17 protein-coding genes and 3 pseudogenes are annotated in these 20,129 nt (G+C 70.4%); 4 read left to right on the top strand and 16 right to left on the bottom strand.

Going from position 1 to position 20,129, the window contains the following annotated elements; all coding sequences use genetic code 11:
• Window positions 1-10: 10 nt before the first annotated feature.
• The 15 genes and pseudogenes from ACSP97_RS31800 to ACSP97_RS31730 all read right to left on the bottom strand — a co-directional run bounded on the left by ACSP97_RS31800 (window position 11) and on the right by ACSP97_RS31730 (window position 15,160).
• Window positions 11-463 carry a hypothetical protein gene (locus ACSP97_RS31800; RefSeq protein ID WP_358678836.1) on the bottom strand — a complete coding sequence of 151 codons (453 nt, stop codon included), beginning with the start codon at window positions 461-463 and terminating at the stop codon, window positions 11-13.
• A gap of 92 nt (window positions 464-555) precedes the next feature.
• Window positions 556-1,332 (bottom strand): polysaccharide lyase family 7 protein, encoded by a 777-nt coding sequence (locus ACSP97_RS31795; RefSeq protein WP_355526760.1) that lies wholly within the window; start codon window positions 1,330-1,332, stop codon window positions 556-558.
• A gap of 394 nt (window positions 1,333-1,726) precedes the next feature.
• Entirely contained in the window at window positions 1,727-3,394 is a 1,668-nt protein-coding gene (gene abc-f, locus ACSP97_RS31790) for a ribosomal protection-like ABC-F family protein (protein WP_440555456.1), read from the bottom strand.
• 200 nt (window positions 3,395-3,594) lie between these two features.
• Window positions 3,595-3,925 (bottom strand): annotated as a pseudogene (locus ACSP97_RS31785) (MMPL family transporter); the annotation flags it as partial.
• Window positions 3,926-4,050: 125 nt separating this feature from the next.
• Window positions 4,051-5,355, bottom strand: a complete 1,305-nt coding sequence (locus ACSP97_RS31780; protein WP_440555454.1) for a serine hydrolase domain-containing protein — start codon at window positions 5,353-5,355, stop codon at window positions 4,051-4,053.
• Window positions 5,356-5,579: 224 nt separating this feature from the next.
• A complete protein-coding gene (locus ACSP97_RS31775; RefSeq protein ID WP_355329256.1) occupies window positions 5,580-6,245 on the bottom strand; it encodes a response regulator transcription factor in 666 nt (221 codons plus the stop codon).
• Window positions 6,238-7,419 (bottom strand): sensor histidine kinase, encoded by a 1,182-nt coding sequence (locus ACSP97_RS31770; RefSeq protein ID WP_440558502.1) that lies wholly within the window; start codon window positions 7,417-7,419, stop codon window positions 6,238-6,240. Before ACSP97_RS31770 ends, ACSP97_RS31775 begins: the two co-directional genes overlap by 8 nt.
• Before the next feature lie 320 nt (window positions 7,420-7,739).
• Complete coding sequence (locus ACSP97_RS31765; RefSeq protein WP_440555452.1) at window positions 7,740-8,066, bottom strand: hypothetical protein; 327 nt, start codon at window positions 8,064-8,066, stop codon at window positions 7,740-7,742.
• Window positions 8,067-8,076: 10 nt separating this feature from the next.
• Window positions 8,077-8,236, bottom strand: a pseudogene (locus tag ACSP97_RS31760) (IS256 family transposase); the annotation flags it as partial.
• Between the two features lie 292 nt (window positions 8,237-8,528).
• Complete coding sequence (locus ACSP97_RS31755; protein WP_358301052.1) at window positions 8,529-9,482, bottom strand: formylglycine-generating enzyme family protein; 954 nt, start codon at window positions 9,480-9,482, stop codon at window positions 8,529-8,531.
• Window positions 9,483-9,687: 205 nt separating this feature from the next.
• Complete coding sequence (locus ACSP97_RS31750; protein WP_440558501.1) at window positions 9,688-11,154, bottom strand: sulfatase-like hydrolase/transferase; 1,467 nt, start codon at window positions 11,152-11,154, stop codon at window positions 9,688-9,690.
• Between the two features lie 38 nt (window positions 11,155-11,192).
• Window positions 11,193-12,194, bottom strand: a complete 1,002-nt coding sequence (locus ACSP97_RS31745; protein WP_355329263.1) for an aliphatic sulfonate ABC transporter substrate-binding protein — start codon at window positions 12,192-12,194, stop codon at window positions 11,193-11,195.
• A gap of 20 nt (window positions 12,195-12,214) precedes the next feature.
• Entirely contained in the window at window positions 12,215-13,054 is an 840-nt protein-coding gene (locus ACSP97_RS31740; RefSeq protein ID WP_440555448.1) for an ABC transporter ATP-binding protein, read from the bottom strand.
• Window positions 13,051-13,908, bottom strand: coding sequence for an ABC transporter permease (locus ACSP97_RS31735; protein ID WP_358269826.1), 858 nt, complete (start codon window positions 13,906-13,908; stop codon window positions 13,051-13,053). Before ACSP97_RS31735 ends, ACSP97_RS31740 begins: the two co-directional genes overlap by 4 nt.
• Window positions 13,895-15,160 (bottom strand): ROK family transcriptional regulator, encoded by a 1,266-nt coding sequence (locus ACSP97_RS31730; protein WP_355150803.1) that lies wholly within the window; start codon window positions 15,158-15,160, stop codon window positions 13,895-13,897. Before ACSP97_RS31730 ends, ACSP97_RS31735 begins: the two co-directional genes overlap by 14 nt.
• Window positions 15,161-15,336: 176 nt before the next feature.
• On the opposite strand from ACSP97_RS31730, the gene ACSP97_RS31725 reads away from it, so the two are divergent.
• The 4 genes and pseudogenes from ACSP97_RS31725 (at window position 15,337) to ACSP97_RS31710 (ending at window position 18,801) form a co-directional block, all read left to right on the top strand.
• Window positions 15,337-15,669, top strand: coding sequence for a DNA glycosylase AlkZ-like family protein (locus ACSP97_RS31725; protein WP_440555445.1), 333 nt, complete (start codon window positions 15,337-15,339; stop codon window positions 15,667-15,669).
• Window positions 15,666-16,537, top strand: a pseudogene (locus tag ACSP97_RS31720) (hypothetical protein). The gene ACSP97_RS31725 and the pseudogene ACSP97_RS31720 overlap by 4 nt, the downstream one beginning before the upstream one ends.
• A 153-nt stretch (window positions 16,538-16,690) precedes the next feature.
• Window positions 16,691-18,148 (top strand): sulfatase-like hydrolase/transferase, encoded by a 1,458-nt coding sequence (locus ACSP97_RS31715; RefSeq protein WP_440555443.1) that lies wholly within the window; start codon window positions 16,691-16,693, stop codon window positions 18,146-18,148.
• Complete coding sequence (locus ACSP97_RS31710; RefSeq protein WP_388293762.1) at window positions 18,145-18,801, top strand: N-acetylmuramoyl-L-alanine amidase; 657 nt, start codon at window positions 18,145-18,147, stop codon at window positions 18,799-18,801. The genes ACSP97_RS31715 and ACSP97_RS31710 overlap by 4 nt, the downstream gene beginning before the upstream one ends.
• Before the next feature lie 62 nt (window positions 18,802-18,863).
• Here the strand turns inward: ACSP97_RS31710 and ACSP97_RS31705 are convergent, their stop codons facing one another.
• Entirely contained in the window at window positions 18,864-20,129 is a 1,266-nt protein-coding gene (locus ACSP97_RS31705) for an ROK family transcriptional regulator (RefSeq protein WP_364730191.1), read from the bottom strand.

Below are 20,129 nucleotides of genomic sequence, written 5' to 3'. Positions count from 1 at the left end.
TCAGCGGCGCTCAGTCCCAGAGCGGGTAGGTCATGACCTGCTGGAAGCCGTCGGGCCGGTCCTGCGCGTAGGTCAGGGTCATCAGCGTGTAGTGCCGCACGCCCGGCTGCTTCTTCCAGGGCTTGGGGTCCTGCAGCCGCACGGTCACCGGATAGCCGTGGAAGTGGCCGGCCGCGCAGTACGGCTTGCAGTCGTTGACCACGTTCACGCCGGTGGCCGTCGCCGCGTCCGGGCTCCACTGCTTCCAGTGGAGCCCCATGAGCCGGCTGTTGCCGTCGCCGCAGGCCAGGATGAAGTCGGTGGGCCGCACGTTCGTGCGCCAGGTGCAGTCGACCAGGGCGGGGCGCGGGGCGTCGGTCCGGGCGGCCGCGGTGGGCGGACTCGCCGAGGCCGTGGTCATGACAGCCGTCAGAAGGGCGCCTGCCGCGAGGGTGACCGTCGTCCCCGTCACTGAGCCGCGCATGGTCGCTCCCGCCGTCGTGCTTTGTCTGACGCGTGCACCCGACGCTACGACCGTCCGGCCCTTTCCACGAGTCGTGCAGGTCGGGGCGCGTGTCAGCCGTGCTTGACGGTCAGGCCGTAGAACGCCACGCGGGCGCCGTTCGTCGTGCTGTCCGAGGAGGACTGGTTGTAGGAGCCGGCCTTGAAGTACTGCTTGTACTGCTGGAACGACGACGGGATGCCGTAGTGGGTGGTGGTGCCGTCGACGGTCAGGTCGATCGTGTTCCCGCCGGAGATGGCGATGGTGTAGCTCCAGGTCTTGCCGATCGACACGTGCCCCACGGTGTGCGTGGTCTGCCCGCCGGACGGGGAGTTCTCGGTGCCGAGGACGATGTCGCCGTTCGCGTGGTAGTACAGCTCCAGCAGCGGCTTGGTGGAGGAGCCGCCGCTGCCGAGGTGGATCTGCCCGACGCACACGTTCTTGGTCACGGACACCACACGCAGGGTCGCGCTCATCCGGTGCGAGCCGGACAGCGCCCAGTCGGCGGGGCTGCCGTCGCGGTTCATCTCGCGCAACTCGGAGCGGGCGTAGTTCGAGTTCGGGGTCGTCACGCCCTTCTCCGGCGCCCAGAAGGTCATGGCGCCGTCACGGGTGTCGGTGTAGAAGTACGCGTCCTGGTAGCCGTTCGCGCCCTGGAGCCGGGACGACGGGATGGTGGTCGGACTGCCGGGGGAGCCGACCGGCTCCTGCAGCTCCCAGACGGACAGGTCGAAGTTGCCGCCGGGCGCGACGTGCGGGTCGGCGGCGAGCGCGCTGGGGCCGCCGAACAGCGTGAGGGCGAGGGCGAGGCCCGCGGCGGCCGGCACCGCGAGCAGTCGTGATCGGGTCATGTGGGGGGTCCCTTCTCCGGACCGATGCCGAACCGGTCTTCGGACCGAAGGATGCGTTCAGCATGATGAACGCTGAACGCATCCTTGGCCGCCGGTGATCCGAGAAGCTAGAGGTCTGAACCAATCGCGTCAAGAGGTTCAGCAGACGCCCTCGTCCTGCCACGGAGCCCGTTCCGAGGCGCCGGGGCCTTCCAGTTGTGCTTGTCGTACGAGACCTCGGTCGGGGGCGTCATCATCGGCGACGTCCCGTCCTACCGCGCCGACCAGATGCAGAGCTGACCTGCCACGGACAGGTCGGAAGCCGGAACGGCCACAGCCCACCGTGCGGGGGCTGCGGCCGTTCCCTTCTCCGCCGCGTACTGGTACGACGCACCGCGGGAGATGCCGGCGCGCGTCAGGGGGTGACCGGCACCCCGTTCTCCAGGTGCAGCCGTGCGCCGTCGAAGGCTCCACGCAGCCGCCGGTCGTGCGTGACGACCACGACGGCGCCGCGGTACAAGCCGAGGGCCTCCTGAAGCTCCTCCACCAGCAGGGGGGAGAGGTGGTTCGTGGGCTCGTCGAGCAGCAGCAGGTCCACCGGCCGCGACACCAGCCGGGCCAGCTCCGCCCGCCGTCGCTGGCCGACCGACAGCGCACGCATCGGCTGCGCCAGATCCTCCTCGCGGAACAGACCCAGCGACAGCAGTTCCTCGGCGTACTCGTCGGGGTGTCCGGGGCGGCCGGAGGCGAACTCGGCCAGCAGCGTGCGCCGAGGCTCGGTGACCGTCTGGTCCTGCCGCAGCAGACCGGCCCGGCCGGTGCGGCGCACCTCGCCCCGGTCGGGGCGCAACTCGCCCGCCAGCAATCGCAGCAAGGTGCTCTTGCCGGCCCCGTTGGGGCCGGTGACCAGCAGCCGTTCCCCGGCGCCGATGCGCAGCGCGTCCAGGGCCAGTCGGCCGTCGACGGCCGCGCCGGTCACCTCGCACAGCGGCTCGCCGGCCGGCGGAGCACCCTGCGCGACGTCCAGGGCGGCGGTGAAGTGCAGCGGCTTTGGAGGCCGGGGCACGGCGTCCTCCCGCAGCCTGCGCAGCCGCTCGTTGGCCTGGCGGACCCGGTGGGAGGTCGCCGTAGAGGAGGAGCGGGCCCGGTGGTGGCCGTTGCCGCTGAACGCCCAGGGGCCTTTGCGGGAGATGGACGCCAGCATCTTCCCGGCGTTCTCCGACAGCCGCTCCTGCCGGGCGACCTCCTCCTGGTACGCCTCGTACTCGCGTTCCCAGCGGGCCCGGTCGGCCGCCTTGGCCTCCAGGTAGCCCTGGTAGCCGTCGCCGTAGCGGGCCACCGACCGCCGTTCGGCGTCGACCTCGGCGATGGCGGAGGTCACCGCCTCCAGGAAGGCGCGGTCGTGGGTGACCACGACCACGGTGCCCCGATGCTCCCGCAGACGCGCCTCCAGCCAGGCCACGGCCTGGTCGTCGAGGTCGTTGGTGGGTTCGTCCAGCAGCAGCAGTTCCGGCTCGGCGGCGAGCACGGCCGCCAGCGCGAGCCGGGTCCGCTCACCGCCGGACAGCGTGTCCACCCGCCGGTCGCGATCCAGTCCGGGCAGCCCGAGCCCGTGAAGCGCGGCGTCCGCCCTGGCGTCGGCCTGGTACGGGTCGCGGGCCTCGAACGCCTCCAGCAGGTCGCCGTAGGCCGCGAGCCCGTCCCGGCCCGCCCCGTCCAGTTCGGCCTCGGCAGCCCGCAGCCGCCGCTCCAGCTCGTGCAGGTCGGCGAAGGCGGCGTCGAGGACGTCGCGGACCGTGCCGCCGCAGGGCAGCTCAAGCCGCTGTGCCAGATACCCGACGCCTCCGGGGGCGACTGCGGTCACCTCGCCGTTGTCCGGGCTCTCCAGCCCGCCCATCAGCCGTAACAGGGTCGACTTCCCGGAGCCGTTGTCACCGATGACCCCGACCTTCTCGCCGGGCTTGACCGTGAACGACACCCCGTCGAGGACCACGCGCTCGTCGTACCGCTTGGTGACCCTGTCCAGCACGAGCTGGGAACGTGTGAGATCGAAGGAAGACGTGACAGAGGATGAGAATCGCATACCACACTCCTGGTCCTGGCCCCGCGGGCCACGAAGAGACGCCGCCGCGACGCGCGACGGGGACGGACGACCGCGACGGCTCCCGCACGGGAGCCCTCGTGATCACAGGAACGTGTAGCCGATACCCATGAGCCCAGGTTACGAGCGCCGCACGGCCACGTCACCTCATTTGAACCGTCCTCCGGCGGCCGGACCACCGCTCACCGCGGCCAGCACCCCGCAGACTCGCTTGCCCTCATCCCGAGTTCACGACCGGGTGGAATGCCGTCTCGCCGGAAGCTACCCCGGCCCGCTCGGCCCGCGCCCGGCGCAACGCATGATCTTGCACCGGCCAGTTTCCCGCCCTCGATGTCGACATCGGGGACGAGACGGTCGAGCCGGCGCGGCAGCCGGCAGCCACCAGGCCCGGTCGCCCAGCAGGGCCAGTACGGCGGGCTCGATGGTCATCCGGACGACGAAGGGGTGGCAGGTGACCGCGACCGCGTGACCGGATCCGATCGACTTGATGGTGAGATCGCGGGAGCCGACAAAGTCTGAAGGCGCGGCAGGCGGGTCGCCCGGCCTCTCGCCCCGGCGTGCGTGACGGCAGCCGTCACGTACCGGTCGTCAGCGAGGCGGTCGCAGGCGGAGACGGCGCCGGCGGGTGTCCGCAGCCGTCATCCGGCCGGGCTGTGCGAGGGCCGGGGCTTGCCGAGCATCTGGCAGGTGGCCGCTTCGACGAGCGCCTTGTTCGCGGTGGCGGCCTTCTCTTCCTTGATGCCGAAGTTCGTGTTCGTCAGGACGGCGACGCTGCGCCGGCCGCTCGCGTCGGTGTAGATCTCGCTGGAGTAGCCGGGCAGGCCGCCGGTGTGGCCCCAGACGGTGCCGCAGGCCGTGTTCACCTTCATCAGGCCGAGCCCGTAGCCGCCGCCTTCTTCGGGCGCGTTCACGGTGGTGCGCATCTGCTTCATCTGGGCCTTCGGCAGCAGCTTGCCGGAGTTCAGCGCGGTGAGGAAGGTCTGCCAGTCCCGCGCGGTGGAGACCATGCCGCCTGCCGCCCAGGACCAGCTCGGGTCGATGGCGGAGGTGTCGATGTTGTCCCCGGAACGCTCGGGACCGGCGAACCCGACGCCTTCGGGCAGGTCTACGGTCCCGGAGAGGATGGCCCTCAGGCGTTCGGCGTCCGGCTCGTAACCGGTGACGTGCTGCTTCCCGGTCGTCTCGTCGGTGTCCCAGTCGCCGTTCGTGGCGAGGTACGAGTCCTTCATGCCGAGCGGTCCGGTGATCTTGTCCTTGATCAGCTCGGTCAGGCTGCTCCCGGTGGCCTTCTCGAGAATCAGCCCGAGCGCTTCGTAATTGGCGTTGCTGTAGGAGTACTTCTCGCCGGGCTCGGCCGGCGGGTCCTGCTCGGGCGTGATGGCGAGCAGTTCCCGCGGTGTCCAGGTGCGCTTCTCCTGACCGGTGAGGGAGGGCAGGAACTGCGAGGTCAGCAGGAAGTCGCCGAGTCCGCTGGTGTGGTTGAGCAGCATCCGGACGGTGATGTGCTCGCCGCCCTTGACCACGCCGGGCAGCCACTCCTCCACCGTGTCGTCGAGGCTGATCTTGTTCTCGGCGACCTGTTGCAGGACGAGCGTCGCGGTGAGCGTCTTGGTGTTGGACCCGACCCGGAAGCGGTCGCCGACGGCGAGGCGGTGGTCGTCCTCCGTCCAGGCGGCCTGCCGGGCGATCTCGACGGGCTTCCCGTCGCCGGAGTCGACGCGGACGATGACGCCCAGGGAGCCGGTGTCCGCCGCCTTCTGCGCGAGGCCGGCCAGGCGCTCGGCGGCCGCTGTGTTCGCCGCGCTCCGCCCGGCCGCCGGCTCGGCCTCGCCCGACCCCGCATCCGAGCAGCTCACGAGCGCGGCGCCCATGCAGGTCGCCAACGCCACGGTCAGCGCCCCCCGACGGATCCGGTGACGGCGGGACGGGGTGTGTGCGGACATGGCAAGTTCCCTTCGACGCATGACAGTTGCTGCGTGCGCAGAGGGACCCGACAGTCACTCGTCGAGCGGCCGTTCGGCGGGTCCGGCGCACAACGACCATTCAGTCAGCGGCGCGCACCCGGTACATCGCTCGTTGGCGGGCTTCCCACCGGTGCGGGGTCACTCCAAGGAATGACCCCGCCCTACCCGGCGTCTTGCCGCCCTGGACGCCCGCCGGGGGCGCGTCAGGGCAGGGTGTTCCTGGCCAGCACCGCCGCCTGCGCCCTGCTCTGGCAGCCGGTCTTCGTGAGCACTCGGCTGACGTGCGTCTTGACCGTGTGCAGGCTGACGACGAGCCGTTCGGCGATCTCGGCGTTGCTCAGCCCGTCCCGGATCAGACGCAGTACGTCGACCTCCCGCTCGGTGAGGCCCTTCAGCCGGGCCAGGTCCTGGTCGCTGGGCCGGCGTCGGCCGCTGAGATGGCCCTCGATGATCCGCTGGGTCACCGCGGGGCTCAGCGCGCTGTGCCCGGCCGCCGCGGCACGCACGGCCCCGGTCAGCTCCTCGTACGAACTGTTCTTCAGCAGGAAACCGGACGCCCCGGCCGCCAACGCGTCATCGACGTACTCGTCCAGGTCGAACGTCGTCAGCATGAGCACGCGGCTGCGCCCCGGCCCGAGCAGTCCCCGGCGGCCCAGCTCGGCCAGGGCCCACAGGCCGTTGCGGCGCGGCATGCGAATGTCCATCAGCAGCACGTCCGGCCGCAGCCGCACGCACGCCTCGACGGCTTGCTCACCGTCGTCCGCGGTGCCTGCCACGGTGATGTCCGTCTGACTGTCCAGGATCGCGCTCAGTCCGGCGCGGATGACCGGCTCGTCGTCCACGACGAGCACGCTGATCTGCTCAGACATCCGCACGATCCAACGGCATCGTGGCCACGACGCGGAAGCCGCCGTCCTCGGTCGGGCCCGCGACGAGTTCGCCGTCCAGCGCACCCACCCGTTCCTCCATGCTGATCAGGCCGAGCCCGACCCCCGCGCCGGCCGTGCCGCGGCGGGCGGCGCGACTGTTCACGACCTCGCACCGCAACTCCCCCGCGGCGTCGCCGACACGCACCCGGACCAGCGCCCCGGGTGCGTGTCGGCGCGCGTTGACCAGGGCTTCCTGCACGACGCGGTACGCCGCCAGCTGCACCGGTCCCGGCACGGACTCCAGCGCGCCGGCCGTCGTCAGCTCGACCGTCCCTCCCGCGGCACGGTGACTGTCCAGCAACGCGTCCAGCTCGCCGAGGTCCGGCACGGGCTGGAGCGGGGCCGCGTCCGCGGGGTCGCGCAGCATCCGCAGCAGGTCGCGCAGTTCGCCGCTGCTCTGCCGGCCCGCCGCCGCCAGCCCGTCCACCTGCGTGCGGGCCCAGTCGGGCAGCTCACCGCCGCGGGCCCGCAGGGTCTCCGCGTGCACGACGAGCAGGGTCAGCGAATGCGCGACCACGTCGTGCATCTCTCCGGCGATCCGTGTCCGCTCGCGTTGGGTGGCCTGCGCCGCCTCCAGGGCCTGCGCCCGGCGCGCGTCGGCCGCCCGCCGCTCGGCCGCGGCCAGCAGTTCCTGCCGGGTCCGCGCGGCGAACCCCATCGCCCACGCCAGCGGCATCGGGGCCAGCGCGGCGAGGACGTCCAGACCGCCCTGGAAGTCACCGGAGTCGGTCGTCATCCGGTTCAGCCACAGACCGGCCACGCCCAGCACGATGACGCCGAGCAGCGCCGACACGGTCCGCCTCCAGCTCGCGGTGTGGTTGCCCAGGTTGTAGAGCAGCACCGCCAGCGGCAGGAAGACCAGCGGCGACAGCTTGGCCCCCGCGCCCGCGCTTCCCACCAGCGCCACCAGAAGGGCCGCGAACCCCACGACGAAGGCGGTGGCCGGCAGTCGCCGCCTCAGGAGCAGGATCACCACGCCCACCGCCTCGTACACCGTGAGCGACGCCCACGCCGCCCCGGAGGTGTCCACGTACGGCTGCGACAGCAGCGCCGGTAGAAACGTCAGCACGACCAGCCCGGCGTCGGCGCCCCACCCGGGCCACCTGCCGTCCATCACTCTCATCCGCCCGACACTACGACCTCGCACGCGGCTCTTCATCACTCCAAGGAGCCACTCTGTGTGGCGTGGCCGAGGGTTCGGCTGGTGCCGGCCGGCGATCACGCCCCTCTTGGAGTGGGAGGGCGGACCGGCGAAAGCGCGGACAGTCCCCTGCCGTGATCGCTGCTGCGGCTCGGCCGGCCTCACGAGGTACCGGAGATGAGCGCCCGTCGGGCAGCGGTCAGCAGATCGATCTCCTGCTCGGCCGCTACGGCACTGCCGGGAATCTGCGTCATATCGGGAGTAATTGTCAATACCTGTGGATCAGCGACCTTTCAGTCTCGAAGTGATCTGAGCCAGGCGAGTCCTTCGATCGCCGAGAGCTCAGCGTTGAGAGGCACAGCGGAATCCGGGGATGCGACAAGAAGGACTACGGACATCTCGGGATACTCGTCTTCGTAGAGATCGTCTTCGCCGTCGTCCCCGGGAATGGCGTTCGGCTGGACGTGGATGCGCGTGGTGTCGGCGAGGGTGGCGAGGAAGTAGATGCCGAGGTAGTCACTGTCGTGTTCGGTGAAGGCCACCGTGAGTCGGCCGGCGAGCAGGTCGGACAGCTCCTGGGCCGTGTAGGCGTTCGTCCCGTAGGTGTCGAAGGCAGTCATCACATTGTCCTCAGGCCGCGAGCTCGGCGCGTTCGAGCAGCTGGCCGTTTTCGAAGCGGGCGCCCACGCGGACGAGCGGCACGAGGTGGGCGCCGGTGACCGCGCGCCTGGGCGGACTCGACGAGCTTGAACACCATCGCGAGGCCGGCGGCAGGGCTGCCGGCGCCGCGGGGTTCGTGCTCGACGCGGACAGCAACTTGGTCGTCGCCGTCGGCCGGCCCATCTGCACAACTTTGCGCGCCGCGCGTGACCGCACTCACCGGGGTCGACTGCCCGTTCACGATTCGGTGGCCAGGAGCTGGACCAGGCCGACCCAGTTTTCCTCGTCCGCCTTGGTGTGGCCGGCCCGAATCCTCCAGCGGCCGGCGGGCAGCAGGACCGGTGCCTGGTCGGGCACCCCGCCGCCGGGACACTCGATGCCGCGACGGGTTCGCCGGTGCCGCCCTGAGCTTCATCGGTCTTCTACGCGTCGTTGGCGCACCGGAAGCCGAGGTTCCCGGCAGATGAGTCCGGTGTGTTCGAGGAACGGGCGGCCACTCGGTAGCGGTTGCAGTACGAGTCGTGGCAGAGATAGGAGCCTCCTCGCAGCACACGCGTCGTGCCCGCCTCGGGTCCGCGTGGGTCGTCGAGCGGTGCCTGTGCGTAATACGTGGGCGAGAACCAGTCGGCGCACCACTCCCATACATTGCCCGCGGTGTTCCACAACCCGTAGCCGTTGGGCCGGTAGGACCTGACCGGTGCGGTGGTCAGATAGCCGTCCTCGGCGGTGTTGTGGTCGGGGAACCGGCCCTGCCAGATGTTGCAGCGCCAGCGGCCGCCCGGGGCGAGCTCATCGCCCCAGGCGTAGCGCCGGCCCGCCAGACCGCCGCGGGCGGCGAATTCCCACTCGGCCTCGGTGGGCAGCCGTTTACCCGCCCACCGGGCGTATGCCGTCGCATCGTTGAAGGAGACGTGGACGACCGGGTGGTTGCTGCGGTCCGCGATGCCGGAGCGCGGCCCGTCCGGGCAGCGCCAGTGCGCGCCTCGCACATTGATCCACCACGGGGTACCGGCGGCGCTGCCGAGCAGATCGGCCGGTGCCGCGTCGACGGCGAGGTGGAAGACGGCGGAGGAGCCGTAGCGCTCGGCGTCGGTCACGTGCCCGGTGGCCTTGACGAACGCGGCGAACTGGGCGTTGGTGACCGCTGTCTCGTCGATGTGGAAGGGCTTCAGACGCACCTGGTGGACGGGGCCCTCCCCATCGGCGGGATACCCCTCCCCGAAGGCGTCCCCCATCGCGAATTCGCCGCCGGGTAGGCGGACTTGTCCCTTGGTGGACCGCAGCCGGGCAGCCTGCGCCGGTGGCTCGGCCCGGGTCGGCACGGCGCCGACGGTCGTGGCGCTCGGCGTACAACAGGGGCGGTGGTCGCTGGTCATCCTCGGTCCTCGTTCTGCGGCTCCCGTCCGACGGGCCGGGCGGCTGGGGTCTTTCGATTGGATCGGGCCGGATCAGGGAGCGGGGCCCGGCGCCGTGCGTCGCAAGGCGGAGGTGGGCGACATGGCGGAGCCATGGCAACCGACGACAACGCCGCGCGGCGCGGTGCCGGGGCCCCCGAGTCCGGCACGATCCAAACGAGAGGCCTCAGGGCTGGTAGGTGGACTCGTCGAGCCCGCTGAGCGTCGGGTCGTGCCCCACCTCACCGATGTCGTACATCGACGTCATCCAGTGATAGAAGTTGTCGCCGCGCTCGCGCAGCACGTCGTAGAGCCGGCGCATCATCCGGCTGCGGACCTCGGCCCGTTCCGGGTGCTCGTAGACGTTCTGCAGTTCGTCCGGATCGGTGTGCAGGTCGTACAGCTCGTTCACCGAGTCCGGGTTGATCACCAGCTTGTAGCGGTCCTCGCGCAGCATCCGCTGTGGATACGGGAAGTGGTGGCCGTGGAACTCGCAGACGATGTCCTCGTCCCACTCCGGGTCCTCGCCGCGCACCAGCGGCAGCAGACTGCGCGAGTCGACCGCCGGCTTCGGGTCGATGCCCGCGAGTTCCAGGATGGTCGCCGTGCAGTCGAGCAGGCTCACGAACTCCGAGCGCACCACCCCGGCGGGCGCGCCCGGGACCCGCAGCAGCCCGGGGGTGCGGTAGATGTCCTCGTACATCGCGGGGCCCTTGTCGTGCAGCCGGTGGGAGCCCGTGAATTCGCCGTGGTCGCAGGTGAAGAACACGGCCGTGTCGTCGGCCAGGCCGAGCCGCTGCATCGCGTCCATGACGCGGCCGATCTGCCGGTCGATCAGCGCGACATAGCCCCAGTAGACGGCGATGAGCTTGCGGGTCGTCTCGATCGGCATGGTGTCGAAGGTCCAGTGCGCGCTGTAGTTGCGCTGCACCGGTGGCTTGCCGTGGAAGGTCTCGGAAACGGACCGGGGCAGTTCGACGTCCGCCGGGTCCGCGAGGTCGAAGTATTCGTCGGGAAGGATGTACGGCAGATGCGGCCCGAAGAAGTGCAGGGCGAGGAAGAAGGGCCGCTCGCGCTCGCGGTGGTCCGCCGCGTACTTCTCGAGCTGCTCGATGGTCCGTGTGGCGAGGTAGTGCTCGAAGGTGGCCTCGACGGGCTGATGCAGCCGGGCGGCCAGCAGATTGCCGGGGCCACCGTTGGGCAGGGTGCCTCGGATGCGGTCGCTGATCTCGTACGGGGGGAGCCCTCGCTCATCGAGATAGGCGAGGTAGTCGGGGTTGTCCACCGGGTTGTGCCAGCCGGGCAGTTCGGGCCCGTCGAAGCCGTAGTCGGCGGCGGTGCGCCGGTTGCCGGCGTGCCACTTGCCGATGAGGCCGGTGTTGTAGCCCTCTGCGCGCAGGGCCCTCGCGAAGGTGAACTGGCCCTTGGGGAGGTCCTCGATATAACCGACGTTGCGCTCGTGGTTCGCGAGGACCCGGTGGCGGAACGGCGCCTGGCCGGTGAGCAGGCTTGCGCGGGCGGGGGTGCAGATCGCGGTGGGGGTGTACCAGCGGTCGAACCGGGTTCCGGTGGCGGCGAGTTCATCGAGAACCGGCGTGTGCGCCAAGGCGTTTCCGTACGAGCCGAGTGTGTCCACGCGATGCTGATCGGTCATCAGGAAGAGGATGTTCTTCCGGTCGTTGCGGGACTCGCTCACTTGCCGGCCTCCATGAAGAGGTCGCCGGTGTAGTACGACTTCGGGTCGAGGGGCTGCTTGAGTTTGCCCGCCTGGACGAAGTAGTCGTTCATGCCCTTGAGCCACTTGTCGACGGTGCCGTCCTTGGTCAGGGCGTCGAGTTCGTCGACGCTGAGCAGCTTGTTGTTGGCGGCGTCGGCCTTCACCTGGTCCACGGGGATCTTCAGCTTGGCGGCGGTGAGCTGGATGGCCTCGTCGGTGTGCTCGGCGCGGAAGTCGATGGCCTCGCGCAGCACGGCGAGGACCTTCTTGACCTTGTCAGGCTGTTCCTTGACCAGCTTGTTGCCGGCCACGAAGGCGGTGGGGAAGGAGACGTCGTCCTTGAAGTCGCTGTCCTTGGCGAGCTCGACGAGGCCGGGGACCTGCTTCTTGATGGTGGCCGCCGCCGGGTACCAGAAGCCCGCCGCGTCGACTTTCTTGGAGGAGACCGCGGCCACGATCGTCGACGGGTCCATGGGGACGGCCTTGATGTCGCTCTTGGTCATCCCCGCCTTCTTCAGGGCGAGCGTGAGAATCATGTCGCCGGAGGTGCCCTCGGGTACGGCGACGGTCTTGCCCTTGAGCTCCTGCATGGAGTTGATGCCGGGCTGGGCGATGACCCGGTCGGAGTCGCCGAGCGTGTTGAGGGCGATCACCTTGGCCTTGCCGGAGGCCGGCAGCCACATGGCGCCCGGGCCTATGTAGCCGAAGTCGAGGTTGTCGGTGCCCAGTGCCTGGATCTGGAGCGGGCCGTTGGTGAAGACCTTGCTGTCGGCCTTCAGGCCGTGCTTCTTCCACAGTCCCTTGGCGTCTGCGATGGCGATCAGGCTGGCGCCGTTGAAGTCGCCGATGTAGCCGAAGCGCACCGTGTTGCCGCCTCCGCCGCCGGCCGAACCGCTGCCGCAGGCTGCGAGGAGGGCCATCGTCGCCATGCCCGCGGCGGTGGCGAAGAGGTGTCTGCGGGTGAGGGTGGGTGCCATGACAACCGTTCCTTTTCAGATCAGGTGGTGCGGGTGGCGGTGCGGGCGGCGGTCGCGCCGTCCTGGTGGTACACCGAGTGCCATACGCGGTTGCGCAGTTGGGCGAACTCGGCGCTCAGGCGGAAGTCCTCGTCGCGTTCGACCGCGGGGACGTCGATGACGTCGTGGATCCGTCCGGGGCGGGATGCCATGACGATCACGCGATTGGCCAGGAAGACGGCCTCGTCGACGTCGTGGGTGATGAACAGGACGGTGCGTTTGTCCTGGCTCCAGGTGTCGAGCAGCTGTTCCTGCAGCTTGACGCGGGTGAGTGCGTCCAGGGCTCCGAAGGGTTCGTCCATCAGCAGGATCGAGGGGCCTACGGCGTAGGCACGGGCGATGGCGCAGCGCTGGCGCATGCCGCCGGACAGCGTCTTGGGCAGGGCGTCGGCGAAACGCTCAAGACCCACCAGCTTGATGAAGTGCTCGGCGCGCCTTCGGCGTTCGTCCTTCGCCATGCCCATGGTGCGCAGCCCGAACTCGACGTTCTGGCGCACGGTGAGCCAGGGGAAGAGCGCGTACTGCTGGAAGATCACCCCGCGTTCGGGGCCGGGTCCGCGGACCTCTTCGCCATCCACGAGTGCCTGGCCCTCGGTCGGGGTCTCCAGGCCGGCGAGGATGTTCATCAGGGTGCTCTTGCCGCAGCCCGAGGGGCCGACGACGGTGACGAACTCGTTGTCCGCGATGTCGAGCGAGACGTCGTCGAGCGCGGTGAAGGTCTCGCGGCCCAGGGCAAAGGTCTTGGTGACCCCGCGGACGGAGATCTTCGCGGGCTTGAACTCCGTGGCGGCCTTCGCGGTCGCGGCCGGCTTGCTGGTCATCGGCGTTCCTGCCATCCGGTGAGCTTGCGTTCGGCAAGGAGCAGGACCCGGTCCATGAGCAGGCCGAGGATCCCGATCGAGATGAGCCCGACGAAGATGGTCGGGAGGTCGTAATAGAGCTGGGCGTTCTGCATGCGGTAGCCGAGCCCCTGCTGGGCGGCGATCAGCTCCGCGGCCACGAGCGTGGCCCAGGCGGAGCCGAGCCCGACCCGCATGCCGACGAGGATGAACGGTGTGGAGGCCGGCACCACGACCCGGGCGAAGATCCTGCCGTCCTTGGCGCCGAGCACCCGGGCCGCGTCGATCAGCGTGCGGTCGACGTTCACCACACCCTGGAAGGTGGAGATCACACAGGCCAGGAACGCGGCGAGGAAGATCACGAAGATCTTGGGTGTCTCGTCGATGCCCATGACCACGATGGCCAGCGGAATGATCGCGAGCGGCGGGATCGTACGGAAGAACTGGATCCAGGGCTCGATGAGCGCACGGGCAGTGGCGTACCAGCCCATCAGGAAGCCGACGGGTATCGCCACCGCGGTACCGAGCACGAAGCCGATCACCACGCGTGTCAGAGAAGCGAGTACGTCGTCGGCAAGCGTGCCGTCGCTGATCAGTGTGCCGGCCCGGGAGACGACCTCCGGTGGGGTCGGGAGCTTGAATCCGGTGGCGGCCAGGGCCCACCACAGGGCGATGCCGAGCACCACGGACAGAGTGTTGAGCAGAAGTGCCCGCCGCTGATCGCGCTTGCCGGACGGCGTCCTGGCGGACGTGGCTGCTGCGCCCGGCGGTGCCTCGGGCGTCTTGTCGGGCAGGGCGTCCATGGGACCGGCACCCTGCTGGTCAAGCACGTGCATGGGCGGCTCTTTCTGTGATGGAGTCGGGTGCATCCGTACAGCCCTTCACATCAGCGGTTTCGGGGTACTTGGCGAGCAGCGGGGAGCTGTGGAAGACCGCCGCGAGCGCGCCGAGCGCTCCGTCCTCGTCCGAGAGATGGGCGGCCTCGACCACAGGTCCGGCCGACGCGGTGGGAAAGAGTTCGGCGGCGAGGGTGGCGGCGACCTGTTCCACGATCACCGGGGCGAGCCTGGTGATCTCCCCGCCGATGACGACCTTCGCCGGGTTCAGCGCCATCGTGGCGGCGCCGACGACCCGGCCGAGCGCCGCCGCGGCCTCGCGCAGCACCCTGTCCACCACGGGATGAGCGCGGGACACCGCGGCCGCAAGGGCGCCCAGGTCTTCCAGGGGAAGGCCGAACTCCCAGCACTTGGCGAGGATTCCGGGCACCGAGACGACGGTCTCCAGACAGCCGCGTTTGCCGCACCGGCAAGGTCGGCCTGCCGGTTCGACGGTGACATGCCCCAGTTCGCCCGCCAGTCCTCCGGATCCGGTGACCAGTTGACCGCCGACGACCAGGCCGCCGCCGACACCGTCCGAGAGGCGTACGTACACCAGATCGGCGACGCTCGTCGCGCCGCTGATCGCCTCGGCGAGTGCGGCGAGGCGGGTGTTGTTGTCGACGATCACGGGTGCGTCGAACCGTTCGGCGAAGGCGGTGTCGACACCTTCGGGTGCCGGGCGCAGCACGGTGGCGCCGGCCGAGGCACGCGGCCAGGACGCGCCCTGGGGCGCCGGGTAAGGGCCGGGGACGCCGATACCGATGCCCTGCAGAGCGCCGTAGTGGACGCCCGCTTCGGCGCTCAGCCGGTCGAGCAGGGCGAGCGCGAGCTCCAGGCGTACGGGCCAGGAGGCCGAGTCCTCGTAGCGTACGGAGCCCGAGACCATGATCTCGTGGGAGGCGTCGGCGACCGCCACATGGACCCGTCGGTGCCCGAAGTCGACCCCCATGAACTGCGCGGACGCCGGGTCGAGGGCGAGGCGTTCGGCCGGGCGGCCGCTGCCCGAGCGCCGAACGGCGTCGGTGTCGACGACGACGATGGCGCCGCGCTGCAGCAGGCTTCCGACGATGTCGGACAGCGTGGTGCGGGACAGGCCCACGATCCGGGCTATCTCTCCCCGGCTCAGGGCGCCGTTCTCCTGCAGAGCGCGCAGAACGCAGTCCTCATGGGTCCGTCTGACCAGGGCGTGCACTCCGGTGGGCATCTGCATGCCGGTCAACGTAAGGAGGGCTCGATTATTCCGTCAACAGTCCGACAGAATTATCCGACGGCAGACCGCAGATCCAGTACAGGCGCGGCTCGCACCGCAGTGGTGCGGCACATGTCATCCGGATTATTCGTCCGGACTGTTGACGTAAAACAGCGGACCTTCCCATGCTGTGCCGCATGCCTGAAAGTGACGGCTCCCCGATACGAACCGGCCGACGGCACGAGGCACTCGTGCTCGAACTGCTGCACCGACACGGTCCGCTCAGCAGAGGCGGACTCCAGAAACTCAGCGGCCTGTCCAGAACGGCCGTGTACGACGCGGTCGCCAGGCTCGTGGCCGACGGCACTGTGGTGATCGACGGCGCCCCGCTGGCCTGGCGCAGGCGCGGCCGCCCCGTGGAGCTGTTGACCGTCAACACCAGGACGACGACGGCGGTGCGCAGCGCGCCCGCCGCCGGGTCCGGCCGAGCCGATGGCACGGACGACGGCAAAGGAGATCGTGCACGATGACTTCGCACGCCCTGCCGAGAAGGTCGCTGCCGGCCGGAGCGGCCGGCCTCGCGGCCACGGCCGCGCTGCCGGTCACCGCCGGCCCGGCGCGCGCCGCCGCGCCGCGGCACTTCCCGGCGAACTGGCCGGACCCGGTACCCTACGGCCTCACCGACGACCGCCTGGACCTCTGGCCGCGCGACGACAACTCCCTCATCCTGCCGCTCGAGTTGCGCCCGCGCGACGAGGAACTCGGGCGGGTCTGGATACGCGACTTCTACGTCAACTGTTTCCGGGTCGACGGTCGCCGCCCGCTCTACGTCGCCACGGGCACCACCCGGGTGCCCGGCCTCGACACCGCCGGCCCCTGGAACGACGGCATCTTCCTGTGGACGTCCGCCTCCCTGTGCGGCCCCTGGCGTCTGGCCGACACCACCGGCATCCGGCCGGGCGCCGAGAAGGGCAAGGCAGCCCCGAGCCATACCTGGAGGGCGCCTCCGTCTTCAAGCACGGCGGCAAGTACTTCCTGGTGCAGGCCGCGTGGGACCGCACTTCGACGGCCGCCGACGGCGGCGTCCGCCACGCCTACAGCGGCGGCGGGACGCAGTACCAGTACGACGCGGTCGTCGCCGTCGCCGACCGCCTGGAGGGCCCGTACTCCCGGCGCTGGACCGCGGCTGTGGGCGGCGGCCACGACAGCGTCTTCGCGGACGAGGGCGGTCATCTGTGGGCGACCTTCTTCCGCAACCCGAGCTTCGGCCACTGGGCCGACCCGACGCGCATCGGCGACGCCGCGGTGCCCGGCGTCGTCCGCCTGGAGTGGACCGGCCCGCGGGGCAACCGCCTCTACGTCCGGCGGCGGAGCCGAGGCCGGGCCATCGGCGGGTGAAGGCCCAGGACGACGCGCTCCCCCGTGCGAGGCGTCGACGGACGCCGCGCACGGTCGGGTCGACCCGCGTCCCCGCTCCACTGTCCCGAACGCGTTGTCCCACCGGAAGGGAACACTGTGACCTGCCCGACCGCTCCGAACATCGTCTTCTGCATGTCCGACCAGGTCCGCGCCGACTTCACCAAAGGCGTGGGCTTCGAACTCGACACGATGCCCTTTCTCGACTCCCTGGCCGCCCGGGGCACCCGCTTCCGCCGCGCGTACACCACGGCTCCGGCCTGCGTCCCGGCGCGCACCAGCCTGCTGACCGGCAGATGGCCCAGCACCCACCGCGTCCGGCAGAACTCCACCACCGGCGCGGCGCAGGTGTCACGCGGCGACGACCTGGTCGACGTCCTGCGCGGCGCCGGCTACCAGCTGTTCTACGCGGGCAAGACGCATATGTACCGGGACGATCCGGCGGAGTACGACGCCTTCTCCGAGTACGGGCACACGAAGGCGCCGGACACCACCACCGAGCAGCGGGCCTTCACCGCCTATCTGAACTCCGTTGACATGGGCCCTACGACGGCGCCCACGCCGTTCCCGGCGCAGCAGCAGTACCCGTACCGGATCGTCTCCGACGCCATCCGGCAGATCGACGCCCGGGACCCCGACAAGCCGTTCTTCGCCTTCGTCTCCACCCCCGAGCCGCACAACCCGTACCAGGTGTCGGAGCCGTACTACTCGATGTTCTCCGAGGACGAGATCCCCGAGCGGCTCACCGGCCCGGCGGACGCGGAGGCCAAGGGCGGCGCCTACAAGTGGCTGCGCGACCTGGTGGAGGAGAAGCGCCCTGGCTACGACGGCCTCTGGCGCCGCTACCGCGCCACCTACTGCGGCATGCTCCGCCTCATCGACGACCAGTGGCGCCGGCTCGTCGATCACCTCAAGGAGCAGGGGCTGTACGAAAACACCCTGCTGATCTTCCTCGCCGACCACGGCGACTACACCGCCGAGTACGGCCTGCAGCGCAAGGGCGCCGGCATCCCCGAGGTCCTGGCGAACGTGCCCTTGATCGTGCACGGCCGCGGCATCGAAGTGCAGGACAACAAGACGGACTTCGTCTCGATCGCCGATATCCTGCCCACGGTGTGCGAGGCGATCGGCCGCCCCATTCCGCTGGGCGTCCAGGGCCGCAGCCTGTGGCAGATGCTCACCGGCTCCGACTACCCTGCCGCGGAGTTCGCCGACATCGTCACCGAGCGCGGCTTCGGCGGTCTGCCCTACCCCGCCGACGCCCGGCCGCCGCTTCACTTCCCCTACGAGGGCAGCAGGTACGACGAGCTGAACAGCGTGACGCAGAGTGGTTCGTCGCGGATGCTCCGGCACGACCACTGGAAGCTCTACGAGCATGTCGGCGACGTGGGTGAGCTCTACGACCTCGGCAAGGACCCGATGGAGCTGCACAACCGCTGGGACGATCCGAGCCTGCGCAAGGTCAAGGCCGATCTCATGCAGCGGCTGCAGCGATGGGCGGTCCGGCTCACCGACGACCTCCCCAAGGGCGTCTACGAACCCAGGCTCGCCCGGCACAACTGGTACCGGACCTCGGAGGACGACGGAGCATGACCGGATCGAACCACCCCGGCGACGGCAACCGGCAGTCCGACCCGTCGCGCCGTACGGTCCTGCGCGGTGCGGCCGCCGTGACCCTGGCCACGGCGGTCACGTCCGCGGCTGCCACCGGGACCGCTTCCGCGGCCGGCGGCTCGTCCGCCGCGGTCGTCGACCACCCAGGCGCGCAGTGGCTGCCCGCAGCCCGCACCAATTTCCGCACCGCGCAGCGTCCTCACAGCCATCCGATCGACTACGTGCTCATCCACGTGACGCAGGAGCGCTTCGACGACGGCGTCGCCGTCTTCCAGGAGCCCGGCCGGAAGACCTCGGCCCACTACGTGGTCCGTTCGGCGGACGGCCGCATCGGGCAGTGCGTGAGGGAGAGGGACATCGCCTGGCACGCCGGTCATCCCGACTACGACGACCGCAGCATCGGCATCACCCACGAGGGCTGGGTCGACTGCGCCCGCTGGTTCACCGAGGAGATGTACGCCGCGTCCGCGGCACTCACCGCGGCCGTGTGCGCCCGCTACGCCATTCCCGTCGACCGCACCCACATCCTGGGCCACCACCAGGTGCCCGGGACCACCCACACCGACCCTGGGGCCAACTGGGACTGGGAGCACTATCTCGAACTGGTGCGCCAAGTGAAAACCGCGAGCTGAGCATGTTCGGCGTTCAGGACCGGGAGCAGCCCGCGGCGGGCCGCCGGTCGGCGCCCTGGTCGTCAGGAACGGACATGGGCGGCTCTTCCCGGGGTCGGGGCGGACCCATCGAAACGGTCCTTCACATCGGCGGTTTCGGGGTACTTCGCCAGAAGGGGGGAGTTGTGGAAGACGGCTGCGAGCGCGCCGAGGGCGCCGTCATCGTCCGAGAGCCGCGCGGCCTCGACGACGGGACCGGCCGCCGCGATCGGGAAGAGTTCGCCGACGAGAGTGGCGGCCACCTGATCCACCATCACGGGTGACAACCGGGCGATCTCTCCGCCGATGACCACCTTCGCCGGGTTCAGGGTCATCGTCGCGGCTCCCAGGACCCGTCCCAGCGCCGCGGCCGCCTCCCGCAGCACGCGTTCCGCGACGGGGTGCCGGCGGGCCACGGCGTCCGCCAGTGCCTCGGGGCCGTCCAGGCGCAGACCGAACTCCCAGCAGGTGGCGAGGATTCCTGGCGCCGAGGCCACGGTCTCCAGGCATCCGCGCTTGCCGCACCGGCACGGACGGCCCACCGGTTCGACGGTCACATGCCCGAGTTCGCCCGCCAGCCCGGTGGAGCCGGTGACCAACTGGCCGCCGATGACGAGTCCGCCGCCCACACCGTCGGCCAGGCGCACGTACAGCAGATCGGCGACGCTGTCGGCGCCGGTGATCGCCTCGGCGAGCGCGGCCAGTCGGGTGTTGTTGTCGACGATCACGGGCGCGTCGAAGCGTTCGGCGAAAGCCGCGTCGACCCCGTGCGGAGCCGGCCGCAGAATCGTCGCGCCCGGGGTGGCGCGGGGCCAGGCGCCCTCTTCAGGCGACGGGTAGGGACCCGGGACGCCGATGCCGATGCCCTGAAGTGCCCCGTAGCGGACGCCGGCTTGGGAGCCCAGCCGGTCGACGAGCGCCAGGGCGAGTTCGGTGCGCGTCTGCCAGGACGCCGTGTCGTCGTAGCGGACCGACCCCGAGACCATGATCTCGTGCGAAGCGTCGGCGACAGCGACGTGGACCCGCCGGTGCCCGAAGTCGACGCCCATGAACTGCGCCGACGCCGGGTCGAGCGCGAGGCGCTCGGCCGGCCGTCCGCTGCCCCCTCGGCGTGTGGCGTCCTTGTCCAGGACGACGATGGCTCCTCGCTGGAGGAGGTTGCCGGTGATCTCGGAGAGGGTCGTGCGGGACAGGCCGACGAGCCGGGCGATCTCGCCGCGGCTCATGGCACCGTTCGCTTGGAGTGCGCGCAGCACGCGCTCTTCATGGGTCCGCCTCACCAGGGCGTGCGCTCCTGCGGGCTTCTGCAT

It is taken from the genome of Streptomyces sp. SCPE 10 (genome assembly GCF_051980735.1).
In the GTDB taxonomy this organism is placed as follows: domain Bacteria; phylum Actinomycetota; class Actinomycetes; order Streptomycetales; family Streptomycetaceae; genus Streptomyces; species Streptomyces misionensis.
Note: the sequence above shows the minus strand (reverse complement) of the source record. Positions and strands in the feature narration are given on the sequence as shown.